Genomic DNA, 16,262 nt, shown 5'->3' with positions numbered 1-16,262 from the left:
TGTGGCATCTGAGGCCGTTGCCTCAGCCTTTCAATTCAGGTTTCGCGTCCAGCTCACCAAGCCTTTTCACCGCAGTCGGCGGCATCGGCGGCGGGTTCGGCGTTTGCGACGCCTCGACGAGGAGCTGGTCGCAGGCGGCCTCCGTCTCGCCGATCAGCCGTTGCATGAATTCGTCCTTGCCGAGGCCGGGCGGGATCGGCGACAGGAAGCGCGCCTTGATCGTGCCGGGATAGCGCAGGAATTTGCGGCGCGGCCAATAGAGGCCGGCGACGTGAGCGACCGGCACCACCGGAATGCCAAGTTGCGCGTAGAGTTCGACGATGCCGTATTTGTAGACCGGCTCGTCGCCCGGCGCCCGGCGCGTGCCCTCGGGATAGATGATGAGCTGGCGGGGATTGCGCGCCAATTCCTGTTTGGTCGCGGCGATCACCATCTTCAATGCCTTCGAGCGGCTGCCGCGGTCGACCGGAATCATCCGCATCTTCAAGATGTACCAGCCGAAGAACGGGATCCAGGTCAGCTCCCGCTTCAATATGTAAACGGGATCGTCGAGGAACGGCAGGAAAGCGATCGTGTCCCAGAAGGACTGGTGCTTCGGCGCCAGGATGAAGGAGCCTTCAGGCAGGTTCTCCTGGCCGGTGATCTCGCTTCTGGTGCCGGCGATCTTGTCGTAGAGCCACATGCTGGTGCGCGACCAGAATTTCGGCACGAACCAGGCGCGGTGGCGCGGCGACAGGAAATAATACGGGGTCCAGAGGATCATCTGGACGATCAGATTGAGGTAAAAGGCGAGATTGAACGCCAGCGAGCGGAAATAGAGCATACAGCAAGTGCCCGGTGAGGAGGTGTGCGTTGGTTACACCAAGCGCCGGCAAAAAGGAAACGGTGCGAGGCGGGCGATCGGCCCGGTTTTGCGGTAGGCCGTCCTTCGTCACGCCTGCCACGCCGCCTGCAGCAGGCGCTGCTTCAGGCGTGGGGCCGCGAAGTCGAGGAACGCGCGCAGCTTCACCGGCAGCAGCCCTTGGCCGGCGTGGACGAGGCTCACCGGCCATGGCTCGGGCTCGAACTCCTGCAGCACGGGGCGCAGCGTACCCGACCGAACCGCGGCGGCGATCTGGTAGGAAAGCAGCCTCGTCACGCCGACGCCAGCAATCGCCGCATCGATTGCCGCCTCAGCGGTGTTGACCCGTAACCTGGAGCGGACCGGTACGGTGAATTCGGCCTTGCCGGTGGCGAAACTCCAGGCGGAGGCGTTGAGCCCTTCGAAGGTGATCGCACTGTGTGCTGCAAGCTCTTGCGGCGTTTTCGGCGTGCCGTGCTCGGCGAGATAGGCCGGGCTCGCGCAAACGACGCGGCGGATCGAACCCAGGCGGACGGCGACCAGGCTCGAATCGGCAAGGGCGCCGATGCGGATGGCGAGATCGATGTGCTCTTCGACCAACTGGGTTATCCGGTCGGCGAGTGTCAGCCGCACACTCACGTCGGGGTAGGCGGCGAGAAAGGCGGTGACGACCGGCAGCACATGCAGGCGGCCGAAGACGATCGGCGCGGTGACGATCAGTTCGCCGGTCGGGGCGCTGTACTCGCCGGCGGCTATTCGCCCGGCCTCGCCGACCTCGTCGAGAATGCGACGACAGGCGGCGAGATAGGCGTGGCCGGCATCGGTCAGCGACAGCTGCCGCGCCGAGCGGTTGAACAGCCGTGTCTTCAGGTGCCTTTCCAGGTCCGAAACCTTGCGGCTGACCGTCGTCAGCGGAATGCCGAAGCGACGCCCGGCAGCCGAAAGGCTGCCTGTCTCCACCGCGGCAACGAAAAGCGACATGGAGTGGAGGCGATCCATAACTTTCCCGAAAAAATTGACCCTTCCGAAGAATGGAAGGACGCATCGCAGATATGGCATCTGCTTCTCGAAGATGGAAGTATCTACTTTTGGTGAGTAATGCAGCGCAGCTCGGAAGTTGAGGAGGGTCTTCATGAACGCTCACACCAGCGATGTTGCCTTCACACCGACGGTGAAGGCGATCCAAGCCCGCAAGGGCTCGCGCCAGGCCTATGCCCGTGTTGAGGAGCGTGGTGGCTGGCAGGCGGCAATCACGCCCGATCTCGCCGCCTTCATCGAGGCGCAGACCAGCGTCTTCCTGTCGACCGCCAATGCTGACGGGCAGCCTTACATCCAGCATCGCGGCGGGCCTGCCGGTTTCCTCAAGGTGCTCGACGAACGGACGATCGGCTTTGCCGATTTTTCCGGCAACAGGCAGTTCATCACCCAAGGCAATCTCAGCGACAACCCACAGGCTTTCCTGTTCCTCATCGATTATGCCCACCGGCAGCGCATCAAGATCTGGGGCACAGCGCAGGTCGTCGAGGGCGATGCCGAACTGATGGCAAAGCTGATGCCGCAAGACTACAAAGCGCGACCCGAACAGGTCATCCTGTTTACCGTTTCTGCCTGGGATTCCAATTGCTCACAGCACATCCCGCAGCGTTTCGAAGCGGCCGATGTGGCGGCGGCTCTGGCCGAACGCGACAGGCGTATAGAACGGCTTGAGCAGGAGATCGCGCGCTTGCGCTCGGGTGCAACAGCCAGGGAATAAAAACTGCCGGTGCCGTTCAGTTTCCGCCCGCGGCGTCGGCCAGCGTGACGCTGTTGGGCGGTTGCTTCACCGGCATGATGCCACGCGCCAGCGCCAGCAGGTATTTGCTGTATTCGGTGAACAGCACGCGCAGCGCTTCCGGCTTGGTCAGCCAGCCGCCATTCCCGAGGTTGGTGTTGACCACCGGATAAGGTTCAAGCCTGGCGCCGCGTAGCAGCCGGCCCATTTCCAGCAGGCTGCGCGGCATGTGATAATTGTTGGTGACGAGGATGACCGTGCCGTAGGCATGGTCCTCGACCCATTTGGCGCTTTCCTCGGCATTGCCGATCGTGTCGAGCGCGGCGCGGTCGATGTCTACGCAGCAGGAAAACAGCCTCTTGTCGCCGCCGGTCGCGGCTTGAAGCTGGCGGCGGCTGGCGGAAGGATGGACGCCGCTGATCAGAAGCCGCTCGCCCTTGCCGGACGCAAGCAGGCCCATCGCGGCGTCGAGGCGCGACTGACCGCCGGTCAGCACGATGATAGCGTCGGCCCTTGCCGGATTGGCGGGCGTCGTCAGACGGCTGACGGTGTTGGCGAACCAGCCGAAGCCGGCGACAAACAGCGCCACAAGGGCGAGCAGAACGAGGGCCGAAAGTCGCAAGGAGCGGGCTGCCAGCAGCCGCCCGTGTGTGGCGAATTGATCCGGCTTGGCAAATTCATCAGGCCCGGCGAATTCATGCGGACGCGCAACCAGCACTGGCATGCACCCAGCGGTATCGGTCGAGTCCCGAACGTCCATCATGAAATGGTTAATCCCGAAATACGGCCTTTGGTAGGAAAAAAATGCAATTTTCGTGACGATGCGTTTTCATCCGTGATCGATCCTTTAGCCGGCGTCCGGCTGGCGAATGTCGATGTCGCTGAGATAGGTAACCACGGTGAAATGGGAGGTTGCCGCGGTCAGCGCGCCGATCACCAGCACCATGACAGCGACCCCGAGATAGCCTGCGGAGCCGATGGCGAAATTGCCGAACAGGGCGGTCGCCTGGTCGGCCTGCGGCGTCGCCATATTGCGTGACGACCACCAGGAGAAGACGATGAAGACGAGTATTGCCGCGGCGCCGCCTGCCGCGGCGCCCTTCATGCCGGTGACCAGAAAATGCCGGCGGAATTCGCGCGCGATGAAGCGCGCCTCGGCGCCGACGAAATGCAGCACCTCGATGATGTGGCCGTTGCCGGCCATGGCGCCGCGTGTCGCGAACACCACGGTCAGCACCGTCGCCGACAGCATCAGCGCCAGCACTGCGATACCGATCGTTACCGTGGTGCGGGCCATGGCAACCAGCCGGTCGACCCAGGTGCGATGATCGTCGAGCGAGGCGCTCGGCAGCTTCGGCGTGATCGCCGCGCGCAGTGCGGCGAAATCGGGCGGACTGTTCTCGTCGATGGTGATGATGATCAGACGCGGCACCGGCAGCTCATCGATGTTCAGGCCCGAGCCCAACCAAGGCTCGAGCAGCCGGGCCGTCGCTTCGCGGTCGACGATCCTGGCGCTTTTCACGCCGGGGAATTCGCCGGCGATCTGCGAGGCCAGCGCAAGTGCGGCCTCCATGTCGAGGCCGTCGACCGGCTTGATCTGGATGGTCGCCTCGCGCGAGATCTGGTTCTCCCAGACCGAGGCGGTGTCACGCACCAGCGTGACTGCGCCAAACGTCAGGCAGGACAGAAAGGTCATGATGGCGATGACCAGCACCAGCGCCCGGCCGGCGATGTTCTGCGCCGGCACGATCGGCGCCATCTTGCGCTGGACGCGGGGCTTGGCCGCCGCGGCGTCGTGACCCTCGAAGTGTTCGACGGAGAGCTCAGTCATAGATGTCCAGCCTTCCGCCGGCCAGGATCATGCGCCGTGCGTCGACCTGTTCCATCAGGCCGAGGTCGTGCGTGGCGATCACCACGGCAGTGCCCAGCCGGTTGAGCTCGATGAACAGCCGCAGCAAGCGTCGTGCCAGCGGTGGATCGACATTGCCGGTCGGCTCATCGGCGAGCAGGATCTCGGGCTGCTCGATCAACGCACGGGCGATCGCGGCGCGCTGCTTCTCGCCGCCAGACAGCACCGGCGGCAGCACATGCATGCGTTCGCCGAGGCCGACCCATTTCAGCAGCTCGGTGACGTCGGTGCGGTAGGTCGCCTCCTCGCGGCCGCGCACGCGCAGCGGCAAGGCCACGTTCTCGTAGGTGGTCATATGGTCGAGCAGGCGAAAATCCTGGAACACCACCCCGATGCGGCGCCTCAGATGCGGCAATTCGGTGCGCGAGATGCGCGAGCGGTCCTTGCCGAAGATGGTGATCAGGCCGCGCGTCGGCTTCAGCGACATGAACAAAAGCCGCAGCAACGTCGTCTTGCCGGCGCCTGAAGGTCCGCTCAGGAACTGAAAGGAGCGCTCCGGAATGTGCAAGGAGATGTCGCGGAGGATCTCCGGACCCATGCCATAGCGGAGGCCGACATTTTCGAAGCGGATCACTTTCGACGACCTGAAATTCTCGGCGGCAAGATGCCAGCCCTTTCTGTGGAAAGACCATCGGCCGGCATGGTTAACCGACGGTTAATTTGGGGGCTTTTCAAACGAGTCACAGGGGTTCCGGTGGGGAAGCGTTAACCATTTCCGTTTACCCAAAGAAACGAACAGCGAACAGGTGCCGTAGTGTTGGGCCACGATGGCTGAGGATCGAACCGCGCGCCCGGTTTCCGGCGAAATCATGACCGATGCGGCCGCCGAGCCGGAACGCATCATGCGCGACGTGACCGCCGACGTCATCGATGCCGATTATGAGGTGCTGCCCCGCCATTTTACGCGTCCAGACTTTGCGCCGCCGCCTGCGCGCACGATTTCCGCCCCTTCGATCGAAGGCATGGACATGTTGCGCAAGCCGGAAACCGCCGTCGAACGGCCGTTATGGGTGCACGGTGGGCCGATCTTCTGGATTGCCGGCGTCGGTGCCGCCTTGGCCGCCTTCTGGATTTCGGGCGGCCATGCGCTGGTTCGTTAGAACGGCGCCAGAAAATCAACAGGTCACCAGATAAACGATTTGCGACGCGCAGGGGACGGTTCGCGGGCGCCCTGCCAAAGATTTGGCCTTGCCAGACGGCTCGACATGCCTAGAAACGGGTTGAAGACCGTTTTCGGTCAGCTTCGCCTACAAGGCGATCATTTCTGGAAAGGCGGCCAATGCCAGTTGTGCGCGGCAAGGACATCGAAGTCCTGTTTTCGGCGTCCGCCATCGCGCGGCGGAATCTGGAACTTGCCAAGGAGATCGCCGGGCACGACTACCACGACCTTCTGGTAATCTCGGTGCTGAAGGGATCATTCATCTTCGCCGCCGATCTTATCCGTGCCATGCACGATGTCGGCCTGTCGCCGGAGGTCGAGTTCATCTTCATCTCGAGCTATGGCGCCGGGACAACCAGCGGTGAGGTGAGGGTGCTGCGCGACATCGACAACGAGGTCGCCGGCCGCGATGTGCTTCTCATCGACGACATTCTCGAATCCGGCAAGACGCTGAGCTTCACCCGCGACCTCATGCTGTCGCGCGGCGCGAGGAGCTGTGCCATCGCCGTGCTGCTCGACAAGCGCATGCGCCGCCAGACCACGCTCAACGCCGACTATGTCGGCTTCGACTGCCCCGATTATTTCGTCGTCGGTTATGGCATGGACGTCGCCCACGCGTTTCGCGAATTGCCGTTCGTCGGCATGGTCAAGGGCGACGCTTGAGGCCTTTTTGATAATTCTACTCCGGCGGCCACCTGACGCAGTGTTCTGCGCTTCCTGCAGCGCAGCGCGTCCTTTGGACGCGCAAAGGACGCTGTGGCACTTTTGATTTTGCGCATGATGCTTTCCGAAATCGAAACCGAGTTCGGGATCAAGCGCGAAGCTCCCGGACTCGAACGTCCGCTCCGCTCCGGTTCTCGAAAACCACGCCATCTGACTCGCCGGAGCGAATTCTGAAAAGGCCTCATCGACACTCAGCGCCTTCAGGAAACATCAACTTTTCCTCGCCAAATATCCTGCCCATGGCAAAGCTCTTGATCGTCGAGGACGATGAATCCGTCCGCACCCTCGCCGCCCGTGCGCTCGAACGCGCCGGGCATAATGTCACTATTGCCGCCGACGGCGCGCACGGTCTTTCTCTGATCCGGGCGGCGCAAGGGGGCTACGACCTTGTGCTGTCCGACATCCGCATGCCGGAGATGGACGGCATCGAGATGGCCAAGGCGGCAGCGGCGCTGTTCCCGGCGATGAAGATTATGCTGATGACCGGCTTTGCCGATCAGCGCGAGCGCGCCGAGGAATTGGACGGCGTTATTCTCGATGTCGTGCAAAAGCCGTTCACGCTGGCTGAAATTCGCGCCCGCGTCGAACAGGCGCTCGCCTGTTTCGCCTAAAGCCCAAGGCCGACCGCCTTCACGCAGGGTCGCAGGTCGCAGCGATGGCTGGCGCGCCGCTCCGGCGCCGGCTGGCATTGAGCGCAAACAGGCCGGCGCCGATGATGAGGGCTGCGCCGGCCGCCGTCGCCGGTCGCGGCACTTCGGCAAAGAACAGAAAACCCCATAGCGGCGACCAGATGATGCCGGTGTATTCGAAGGTGGCGACACTGTTGGCGGGCGCCAACCGGTAGGCCTGCGACAACAGGATCATGCCGGCCGAGGCAACGAAGCCGCATGCCCCCATCTTCAGCAGATCCGACGTCGTCGGCCAGACCCATGGCCGGACTAGGAATTCGAGGCTCGGATGCACGGCATGGTCGATGTCTGCCAGCCAAAACAGCCCCGCCACCAGGGCAGCACCGGCCAGATAGGCGCCGTTCTGGTAAAACGCCATAACGGTCGAGGATTCGGTGTCGCCGATCTTGCGTGCCATCAGTTGCGAAAAACCGTAGAGCAGAGCCGAGCCTAGCGACAGCAGCGCCGCCCAGTCGAACACGCCGGCACCCGGGCGCGCCATCACCAGCACGCCGAGCATGCCGACCAGGACGGTGGCGAGCGCCTGCCAGGACACGCGTTCGCCGAGATACGGGCCGGCCAGCGCCATGATGAACAGTGGCGCCATGAAATAGAGCGCCACCGCGTCGGCCAGCGGCAGGGCGGCGATTGCCAGATAGTAGGCCGTGTAGGAGGTGAACTGGATGAAGGCGCGCATCGTCAACATGCCGAACCGCTTCGACTGGATCGCCTGCAATCCGACGTCGGCGTGGACGAGGAAAACCAGGATCGGCAGGGCGACGATCGAGCGGATCGCCATCACCTCGGTGACGGGATAGCGGCTCGACACCGCCTTGACCAGCGGGTCCTGCAGTGAAAAGACCAACACGCCGAGACAGAGGCTGAGGATGCCGAGCACAAGCCGATTCTGCATGGGCGCTCCGGTCTCCTGCGCGCCGGCCGGAAGCAGGCCTGCATCCGGGTAAAAAGAACCCGCCACCGTTTCGGGCAGCGGGTACGAGTGAGGACTTTTGATTGGTCCGCGGCCGATTTCGCGGCCGCATATCCAATGGGTGAGGCGACTATCGTCCGCCGTTTGACATGTTGCAAACGAATTGGAATGATGCCAGCAATCAGATTTTCTTATGGCGGGCACATGCGACCCAATCTCGACAGCGACCTCTTGCGCACCTTCGTCGCGGTCGCCGACACCGGCAATTTCACCAAGGCGGCGGAGCGGGCCGGCCGCACCCAGTCGGCGGTCTCGATGCAGATGAAGAAGCTCGAAAGCATGGTCGGCGACAGCCTGTTCGAGCGCGGCTCGCGTGGTGTGGCGCTGACGCGGCGCGGCGGCGAGCTCATCGCCAACGCCAGGCGCATCGTTTCGCTGCTCGACGAGACGGCGGCATCGATGGTCGCGGCGCCGCTTGGCGGGCCGGTGCGCATCGGCATCCCGGAGGAATATGGCCACGCGATCCTGTCGCGCGCGCTCGGTGCCTTTGCCAAGCGCCATCCTCAGGTCGACATCACCGTCCGCTACGCGCATTCCGGTGCGCAGATCGCGGCGCTCGCCGCCGGCGAGCTCGATCTGGCGGTGGTGTTCGAATGGCAGGATCTCTCGGGCGGTGAGGTGCTGATGCATGATCCGACCGTATGGGTGACGTCGGAGCTGCATCACATGCATGAGGACCGGCCGGTGCCGATCGCGCTCTACAACCGCGCCGGCTGGTGCAAGGATTTCGCGATAAAGTCGCTGGAACAGCGCGGTCTCGCCTATCGTGTCGCCTACACCAGCGATACCAATGGCGGCCTGCGGCTCGCCGTCACCTCCGGGCTGGCGATTGCCCCGATCTCGCGCAGCAACATTCCGGCCGGCTGCCGCGAACTTACGGCCGCCGACGGCTTCGGCGACATCGATTCCTCGAACGTAGTGCTGCGGCGCAATCCGAACGCTTCCGGCGAGGCGATCGACGGCATGGAAGAGGCGATCCGCGAGGCGTTCACCAACCGTTAGAGCATGTCGCTCGGTCCGGCGACAGCTGCCACCACGGAGGACCGCGCACGGCGATCTTCCAAAAATGTAGAGTGCAGCCTTACTTCAGCTCCAGCAACCGCTCCAGATAGCTGCGCTCGATATCGGGGCTGAGCGCGTTGCCGAGCCGCTTGCGGATTGCCTCGAGGATCTGGCGCGCGCGCTGCACGTCGATCTCGTCAGGCACTCTCACCGAACTTCCGTCATCGGGACCCTCGCTGGTGCGGGGCCGCCCGAGCGGGTCACGGTCGGCATTCTGCTGGCGTCCGCCCTGCCCGTTGCCGCCCTGGTCGCCTTGCATCGCTTGCAATTGCTTCATCATATCCTTGGCGCCCCTGCGCAAGGCTTCCAATGCGCGGCCCTGGTGGCCGACGGCTTGGTCGCCCTCGCCCTCGCCGAGCGCCTGTTCGGCATTGCCCATGGATTTGCCGGCTTCGCCAAACCCCTCATTGGGGTCGAGGCCCATGCCTTCGAGGCCCTTCCTCAATTGATCGAGCTCGCTCTGCAGCTTGCCCTGGCCTTCCTGCAATTGCTTCAGCGCATCGGCAAATTCCTGCGGCGTCATCGGCTTCGGCCGGCCGAGCGGATCGCGGTCGTCGCCCGGGCTGGGCTTGCCCTCTTCGCCCATCGGGCCTTGCTCACCGTTCTCGCCGAGTTGCTCGTCGCGGTTCTGCCCGCGCTGTTGCTGGCCGCGCTGCATCTGGTCCATACGGAAGGTGTCGTTCATCATCTCCTGCTGGCGCCGCATGATCTCGCCCAGCTTGTCCATCTGCTGGCGCATCTCGCTGTCCTGCTGGCCGCCTTGCTGCTGGCGGCCTGCCTGCAGATTGTTCATCATGTCCTGCAGCTCCGACAGCAATTGCTGCGCCTGGTCGCGATTGCCGGATTTCGCCAGGTTCTCGATTTGGTCCATCATGCGGTCGATGTCGCTCTGGCGCAGTTCCTGGCCGTTTTGCTGCATCTGTGGCGCATTCGGATTCTGCTGCGCCCGCGCCGCGAATTCCTGCAGGAACTGGTTCATCGCCTCGCGCAGTTCCTTCATCGCCTTCTCGATCTCTTGGTCGCTAGCGCCGTTCTTGATCGCATCCTGCAGCGCCTGCTGCGCCTGGCGCAGCCGCTTCTCCGCCGCCGACAGATTGCCTTCCTCGATGCCGAGCGCGATCTCCCAGAGGTAAGCGACCTCGTCGCGCAACTGGTCGTCGCTGTCGGCCATCTTCAGCCGGGTGCGGGCGCTCATGATGGCGAGGTAGTGCGCCATATTGTCGAACGTGTCTTCGGGCCTGAGCGTGATCGCATCCATCAGGTCGAGGACGCGGTCCTTGGCATAGGCGTCGAGCGCCAGCATGCGGCGCTGCTCGACCACGGCCCGCGCCAAGGGGTTGGAGAATGGCCGCTCCGGCATCACCAGCGTCTTGGTTTCGCTGGTCGCCGTGTGTCCGGCGCCGTCGGTGGCGACAAGCGACAGCTTGACGTTGCCACCGGCCCAGACATGGTCGGTCAGATCCTTCGTCGTTTTGGCGGCATTGGCCTTGCCGCCGCGGCGCGGCAACGTCAGCGGCATATCCGGCGGGCCATAGAGCGGATGCGCGTTGGGCACCTGCGGATCGGCCAATGCGAAAACCGCCTTGGCGGAGGCCGCGCCATAGTCGTCGTCGATCTGGTAGTTGAGCTCGAAGGCGCCGTTGACGGCGCGTTTCGGCTCACCGACAAAGCGGATCTGCGGCGGCTTGTCGGGGATTATGGCGAAGGCCCAGCGGCCGAGCTCGCCGTCGCCGGATTGCAGCGTCAGCATGCCGTCGGCCGTCAACTTGCCGCTGAACTGGCGCACGGTGGAAGGCGTTGCAGTATTTGCCTCTGGCTTGGCTTGCGGCCCGGTCGGATCGATGGCGCGGGTGTTGCCGCCGGCGTCGGCGTAGCTCAGCGTTTCCTCGCCCGAACCGCCCGTGACGCGCAGCGACACGTCGCTGCCCTCCGGAACGGTGAAGGTCGGCGCCGCTTGATTGGCATTGTTGGCAAGGACAGGGGCGTTGAGGAATACTGGTGGCCTGCCGGTATAGGCCGGTGGCGTCACCCAGGCATCAATGCGCGGCGGCACGACGTCGCGCGCGGCACGGGCAACAAACCCGTCACTCAGCTTGCCGCCCGACGGCCCGAAGGAGAAGGCAAAGGCGGTGACCAACAAAAGCGCCGCAACGGCGCGCAACGCCCACGGGTCATGCTCGGGGACGCGCGTGCGCGGCACGTCGCCGCCAAGCTCGCCCAGCCGGTCCGCCATGCGCCGCTGATGCTCGCGCCACAGGGCTCGCGAAAAAATGCTTTCCTTGCCGCTCGGGCGATCGGTCTGGACCTGCACCGGGCTGTGCAGCAACCGGTTGGCCGCCTCGATGCGGCGGTCGACCTCGGCACTGGATGGCGTGCGGAAGAAACGCAATGGATAGAGTGCGGCAAGCGCTGCGACGCCGAATGCCGTGATGAGACCGAATCGCGCTAAATCGGGCAAAAGCGGGAACAGACCGAGCCACGAGATACTGAGAAACAGGCTGGCGACGATGATCAGCGGCAGCAGCAACGGCCAGCCGCGCTCGACGATTATCGAGACCTGCGTCGCCAGCCGGCTCAAGGCAAGGCGCCCGGCCAGGCTGCGATCGCTGGTAAAGACGGGTCGTTGCGTCATCGGCCCTTCCTGGCCGGGCGGGATAGCCCGGACCTCACGAGTCTATCGCATGGGCCCGAAAAGTCGATTTTCGGGAAGCACGATGCGAAGACCCAAAATCTTAGCGCATACGTCGTGCATTCAGGCGGCTGCACGTCGCCCTAAGGATACCAACAAACACGGCGAAGGCGAGGCGGTTCCCCAAAACGTGAACAATAATGCCCCGGATATTGTCAAAATTTCGCTGGATTGGCGTTTGCGCCGCAGACCAGAACGGCAACGCGCTCGCCCACAGCCGGCCTGTAGCGGCCGGACAGGAGCGCCGCGAAGGCCGCCGCACCGCCCGGCTCGGAGATGATTCGCACCCGGTCCCACAGCGCCGCCTGGGCGGCGATAATGTCGTCGTCGCCGACGAGGATCGAGCGCTCGACGAACGCCTCGGCGATAGGAAACATCATTTCGCCGACACGCTTCGGCGCGAGCGAATCGGCGGCGATGCCCTCGGTCGGGGCATCGACAGGCCGGCCAGCCTCGAAAGCGCGGTGTAGCGTCGGCGCACCCTCCGGCTCAACGGCAATGATCCTGATGCGGCCGGAAAACCAGGCGGCGATGCCGCCGATCAAGCCGCCGCCGCCGACAGCGACCAGCAGCGTGTCGAGCTTCGGCAGGTCGGCCTCGATCTCGAGGCCCAGCGTGCCTTGCCCGACCAGCGTCTCCTCCTGGTTGAAGGCGTGGATCTGCAGCGCGCCGGATTTTTCGGCGAAGCTCTCGCTGGCGGCCAGCGCCTCGGCATAACGGGCGCCGCCGACGATCAACTCGGCGCCGTAGCCGCGGATGCGGTCCAGCTTGGCCGGCGGGCTCACTTCGGGAACAAAGATGGTCGCCTTATGGCCGAGCCGCATGGCGGCATAGGCGACCGCGGCGCCGTGGTTGCCGCCCGATGCGGCGACGACGCCAACTGCGGGAACCGGCCGTTCGAGGAGATTGGTGAACGCGCCACGCGCCTTGAACGAGCCGGAATGCTGCAGGCATTCGAGCTTCAGGTCGACAGGCAGAGGCGGGCGGCCGAAATCGGCCATGTCGACGCGCAGCACCGGCGTGTGGCGCACGAAGGGCCGGATGCGGGGTTCCATCGCCGCAATGCGCTCGCGGGTGATCGTGTGGCCATGCAGCATGCTTCACTCCCAGAGTTGACATTCAGAGTTGACATTACTTAGTAACTTGGCAAAGTGCCTAAATGCAAGAGGTCGACGTCTTCAAAGCGATTGCCAGCGAGCGCAGACTGCAGATCCTCGATTGGCTCAAGGACCCGCGCGCGCATTTTCCGCCGCAGGCGGACGGTGATCTGGTCGAGGACGGGGTCTGCGCGCTGCTGATCGCGGAAAAGCTGGGGATCACGCAGGCGACGCTCAGCGAGCATATGCGCGTGCTCACCCAGGCAGGGCTTTTGCGCAGCAAGCGTATCAAGCAGTGGATATTCTATCGCCGGAACGAGGACAGGATCGCCGAGGCCAGGGCGCTCATCCAGCACCGGCTGTAGCGCTGCAAGGTATCTCTCAGGTCAACCAATCAGGCACCGAATCCAGCCCGATCAATTCGTCATAGGTCTGGCGCGGGCGCACGATGTGGAAGCGGTCGCCGTCGACCAGCACTTCCGGCACCAGCGGCCTGGTGTTGTAGGTGCCGGCCTGGACGGCGCCATAGGCGCCGGCGGTGGCGACAGCGATCAGGTCGCCGGCTTTCAGCCTGGGCAGGTCACGGTCGAGCCCGAGATAGTCGCCGGTCTCGCAGACCGGGCCGACGACGTCGACCCTCATGCGCGGTGCTGCGACCGGCTGCTGCACCACCGGCCTGATGTCGTGGAAGGCGTCGTAAAGGGTCGGCCGGATCAGATCGTTCATCGCGGCGTCGACGACGAGGAAGTTCTTGGCGTCGCCCTCTTTCACGAAGATGACCTCCGAGACCAGGATACCGGCATTGCCGACGATCAGCCGGCCCGGCTCGAACATCACTTTCAGCCCGAGCTTGGCGACATGCTTCCTGACGATCTGGGCATAGGCTTCGGGCAAAGGCGGCGGGTTGTTGTCGACGCGGTAGGGAATGCCGAGGCCACCACCGACATCGATATGCTCAATGGCATGCCCGTCGGCACGCAACGCGCCGACCAGTTCCACCAGCAGCGCGAAGGCGTCGTCGAAGGGCTGCAATTCGGTGATCTGGCTGCCGATATGGGTATCTATGCCGGTGATCTTGATGCCCGGCAACTCAGCCGCGCGGGCATAAACCTTCCGCGCCTGCTGCCAGGGAATGCCGAACTTGTTCTCGGCCTTCCCAGTCGAAATCTTCTTGTGCGTCCGGGCGTCGACATCCGGGTTGATGCGCAGCGAGATCGGCGCGATCTTGCCCAGCGCGGTGGCGCGGGCCGACAGCAGCTCCAGCTCCGGTTCGGATTCGACGTTGAAACAGAGAATGCCGGCCGAGAGCGCAAAATCCATTTCGCGCGCGGTCTTGCCGACGCCTGAAAACAGGATCTTGCTTGCCGGAATGCCGGCGGCCAAAGCGCGGCGCAGTTCGCCTTCCGAGACAACGTCGGCGCCGGCGCCGAGCCTTGTCAGCACCTTCAACACAGCTTGGTTGGAATTCGCCTTCATGGCATAGCAGACGAGGGCGTCGAGCCCGGCAAAAGCTTCGGCAAAGACGCGAAAATGCCTGGTCAGCGTCGCCGTCGAATAGCAATAAAACGGCGTGCCAACACTGGCGGCGATATCTGATATTGCCACGTCCTCGGCATGCAGTACGCCGTCGCGGTAGTCGAAATGGTTCACGAGATCGGTCCGAAAATCAGAGCAGCGGGTCGAGGATGAATTTCTTGTCCTCGACAGGTTTTTCCGGCTCCGGCGGCAAAGATTGCTTGGCCTTCTCGGCGTCCTTGCGCGCCTGCACGGCTGCCGCGTAGGGCGTATCGAGCGCAGCCTTCCTGCCGCAGGCCGCAACGGTCGCCATCGCCGCTAGCAGCGTCAGCGTCACCAAAATCCTGCTTCCGGTCATCGCGTCATCCGTCCGAAACTGTTGCCCGCAGCGCTTCTAGCCGAGTTTTGCGGCCATTGCACCCCGCGTCTTACGCCTTGGCGAGCCGCTTTTTCCAGTAGCGGATCTGCTTGCGCACCTCGGACGGCGCGGTGCCGCCGAAGCTTGTGCGGCTCTTTACAGAATTCTGCACGGCCAGAACCGAAAACACGTCGGCGCTGATACCGAGGTGAATGGACTGCAAATCCTGCAGCGAAAGCCTGTCGAGCCCGACCTTCTTGTCCTCGGCCAGCGCCACCGCCCGGCCAGTGATATGGTGCGCCTCGCGGAACGGCAGGCCGAGCGTGCGTACCAGCCAGTCGGCGAGGTCGGTCGCAGTCGAATAGCCGGCGCCGGCCGCCTTTTTCATCGCGGCAGTGTTCACCGTCATGTCGCGCACCATGCCGGTCATCGCCGCCAGCATCAGGTCGAGCGTCTCTGCCGCGTCGAAGACGGATTCCTTGTCTTCCTGCATGTCCTTGCCATAGGTCAGCGGCATGCCCTTCATTACCGTCAGCAGGCCGACCAGATGGCCGGTGACACGGCCGGTCTTGCCGCGCACCAGTTCGGCGGCGTCGGGGTTCTTCTTCTGCGGCATGATCGACGAACCCGTCGAGAAGCTATCCGACAGCCTGACGAAACCGAATTGCGGGGTCGACCAGATGATGATCTCTTCGGCCAGCCGCGACAGATGTGTCGCGCAGATCGCCGCCAGCCCCAAGAATTCCAGCGCGAAATCGCGGTCCGAAACGCTGTCGAGCGAATTGCGCATCGGTTCGCGAAAACCAAGCGCCGTTGCCGTCTGGTGCCGGTCGATCGGAAAGCTGGTGCCGGCAAGGGCGGCCGCACCGAGCGGGCTTTCGTCCATCCGTTCGATCGCATCGCGGACGCGCGACAGGTCGCGCGCAAACATCTCGACATAGGCCATGCAGTGGTGGCCGAAGGTCACCGGCTGCGCCGCTTGCATGTGGGTGAAGCCCGGCATCACCGTTGCCGCATGCTCCTCGGCTCGGGCGAGGAACGCTGTGATCAGGCCTTTCAGCGCCTCGGCGACACGAAAGCACTCGTCTTTGACCCAGAGCCTGAGGTCGACCGCCACCTGGTCGTTGCGCGAGCGGGCAGTGTGCAGGCGGCCGGCGGCAGGGCCGATCAAATCGGCGAGGCGGGCCTCGACATTCATGTGGATGTCTTCCAGCCTGGTCGAGAACTCGAATGTGCCGGCCCCGATCTCTGCCAGGATCGTGTTCAGCCCGTGACTGATTTTTTCTTGATCGGCCGCCGAAATAATGCCCGTTTGCGCCAGCATCTCGCTATGGGCGATCGAGCCGCGAATGTCCTGGGCATAGAGTTTGCGGTCGAACGAGATCGACGCGTTGATCGCTTCCATGATTGCGGCCGGACCCGAGGCAAAACGTCCGCCCCACATCTGGTTGCTGGCCTTCTTGTCGCTCATCGCTATAA

The 16,262-nt window shown here is 63.9% G+C and carries 17 protein-coding genes; 6 read left to right on the top strand and 11 right to left on the bottom strand.

Annotated features, from left to right (window positions below):
- Positions 1-22 precede the first annotated feature (22 nt).
- Positions 23-823, bottom strand: a complete 801-nt coding sequence (locus NKH05_RS24710) for a lysophospholipid acyltransferase family protein (protein WP_023721099.1) — start codon at positions 821-823, stop codon at positions 23-25.
- Between the two features lie 108 nt (positions 824-931).
- Positions 932-1,840 carry a LysR family transcriptional regulator gene (locus NKH05_RS24705; protein WP_352495621.1) on the bottom strand — a complete coding sequence of 303 codons (909 nt, stop codon included), beginning with the start codon at positions 1,838-1,840 and terminating at the stop codon, positions 932-934.
- Between the two features lie 133 nt (positions 1,841-1,973).
- Here NKH05_RS24705 and NKH05_RS24700 point away from each other — a divergent pair, with 133 nt between their 5' ends.
- Entirely contained in the window at positions 1,974-2,594 is a 621-nt protein-coding gene (locus NKH05_RS24700; protein ID WP_352515876.1) for a pyridoxamine 5'-phosphate oxidase family protein, read from the top strand.
- Between the two features lie 16 nt (positions 2,595-2,610).
- On the opposite strand, the gene NKH05_RS24695 is transcribed toward NKH05_RS24700, so the two are convergent.
- The 3 genes from NKH05_RS24695 to ftsE form a co-directional block, all read right to left on the bottom strand.
- Positions 2,611-3,375, bottom strand: a complete 765-nt coding sequence (locus NKH05_RS24695) for a YdcF family protein (protein ID WP_352495620.1) — start codon at positions 3,373-3,375, stop codon at positions 2,611-2,613.
- An 84-nt stretch (positions 3,376-3,459) separates the two neighbouring features.
- Positions 3,460-4,443 carry a cell division protein FtsX gene (locus NKH05_RS24690; protein WP_352495619.1) on the bottom strand — a complete coding sequence of 328 codons (984 nt, stop codon included), beginning with the start codon at positions 4,441-4,443 and terminating at the stop codon, positions 3,460-3,462.
- The gene (gene ftsE, locus NKH05_RS24685) at positions 4,436-5,095 is read right to left on the bottom strand and encodes a cell division ATP-binding protein FtsE (protein ID WP_023677923.1); all 660 of its coding nucleotides are present in this window, start codon (positions 5,093-5,095) and stop codon (positions 4,436-4,438) included. The genes NKH05_RS24690 and ftsE overlap by 8 nt, the downstream gene beginning before the upstream one ends.
- A gap of 235 nt (positions 5,096-5,330) precedes the next feature.
- Between ftsE and NKH05_RS24680 the strand changes: the two genes are divergently transcribed.
- The 3 genes from NKH05_RS24680 (at position 5,331) to NKH05_RS24670 (ending at position 7,014) form a co-directional block, all read left to right on the top strand.
- Complete coding sequence (locus NKH05_RS24680; protein ID WP_352591131.1) at positions 5,331-5,621, top strand: hypothetical protein; 291 nt, start codon at positions 5,331-5,333, stop codon at positions 5,619-5,621.
- Between the two features lie 179 nt (positions 5,622-5,800).
- Entirely contained in the window at positions 5,801-6,343 is a 543-nt protein-coding gene (gene hpt / locus NKH05_RS24675; protein ID WP_023721145.1) for a hypoxanthine phosphoribosyltransferase, read from the top strand.
- 299 nt (positions 6,344-6,642) lie between these two features.
- On the top strand, positions 6,643-7,014 hold the full coding sequence (locus NKH05_RS24670) for a response regulator (RefSeq protein ID WP_023721093.1): 372 nt from the start codon (positions 6,643-6,645) through the stop codon (positions 7,012-7,014).
- Positions 7,015-7,033: 19 nt separating this feature from the next.
- Here the strand turns inward: NKH05_RS24670 and NKH05_RS24665 are convergent, their stop codons facing one another.
- Positions 7,034-7,984: a DMT family transporter gene (locus NKH05_RS24665; protein ID WP_352483513.1), complete on the bottom strand. Its 951-nt coding sequence runs from the start codon at positions 7,982-7,984 to the stop codon at positions 7,034-7,036.
- Between the two features lie 222 nt (positions 7,985-8,206).
- Between NKH05_RS24665 and NKH05_RS24660 the strand changes: the two genes are divergently transcribed.
- The gene (locus NKH05_RS24660) at positions 8,207-9,064 is read left to right on the top strand and encodes a LysR substrate-binding domain-containing protein (protein ID WP_023721091.1); all 858 of its coding nucleotides are present in this window, start codon (positions 8,207-8,209) and stop codon (positions 9,062-9,064) included.
- Between the two features lie 79 nt (positions 9,065-9,143).
- Here NKH05_RS24660 and NKH05_RS24655 read toward each other — a convergent pair whose 3' ends face one another.
- Positions 9,144-11,756, bottom strand: coding sequence for a TIGR02302 family protein (locus NKH05_RS24655; RefSeq protein ID WP_352789538.1), 2,613 nt, complete (start codon positions 11,754-11,756; stop codon positions 9,144-9,146).
- A 212-nt stretch (positions 11,757-11,968) separates the two neighbouring features.
- A complete protein-coding gene (locus NKH05_RS24650; protein ID WP_352495616.1) occupies positions 11,969-12,910 on the bottom strand; it encodes a threonine/serine dehydratase in 942 nt (313 codons plus the stop codon).
- 62 nt (positions 12,911-12,972) lie between these two features.
- On the opposite strand from NKH05_RS24650, the gene NKH05_RS24645 reads away from it, so the two are divergent.
- Positions 12,973-13,275: an ArsR/SmtB family transcription factor gene (locus NKH05_RS24645; RefSeq protein WP_352483516.1), complete on the top strand. Its 303-nt coding sequence runs from the start codon at positions 12,973-12,975 to the stop codon at positions 13,273-13,275.
- Positions 13,276-13,291: 16 nt separating this feature from the next.
- Here NKH05_RS24645 and lysA read toward each other — a convergent pair whose 3' ends face one another.
- The 3 genes from lysA to argH all read right to left on the bottom strand — a co-directional run bounded on the left by lysA (position 13,292) and on the right by argH (position 16,254).
- Complete coding sequence (gene lysA, locus NKH05_RS24640; RefSeq protein WP_352495615.1) at positions 13,292-14,560, bottom strand: diaminopimelate decarboxylase; 1,269 nt, start codon at positions 14,558-14,560, stop codon at positions 13,292-13,294.
- A gap of 16 nt (positions 14,561-14,576) precedes the next feature.
- Positions 14,577-14,783 (bottom strand): hypothetical protein, encoded by a 207-nt coding sequence (locus NKH05_RS24635; protein ID WP_352495614.1) that lies wholly within the window; start codon positions 14,781-14,783, stop codon positions 14,577-14,579.
- Between the two features lie 70 nt (positions 14,784-14,853).
- Positions 14,854-16,254, bottom strand: coding sequence for an argininosuccinate lyase (argH, locus tag NKH05_RS24630; RefSeq protein ID WP_352495613.1), 1,401 nt, complete (start codon positions 16,252-16,254; stop codon positions 14,854-14,856).
- Positions 16,255-16,262: the final 8 nt, after the last annotated feature.

The organism is Mesorhizobium sp. M1399 (assembly GCF_040317735.1).
Classification (GTDB): Bacteria; Pseudomonadota; Alphaproteobacteria; order Rhizobiales; family Rhizobiaceae; genus Mesorhizobium.
The sequence above is the reverse complement of the archived record's forward strand: the minus strand, read 5'-3'. Positions and strand labels throughout refer to the sequence as shown.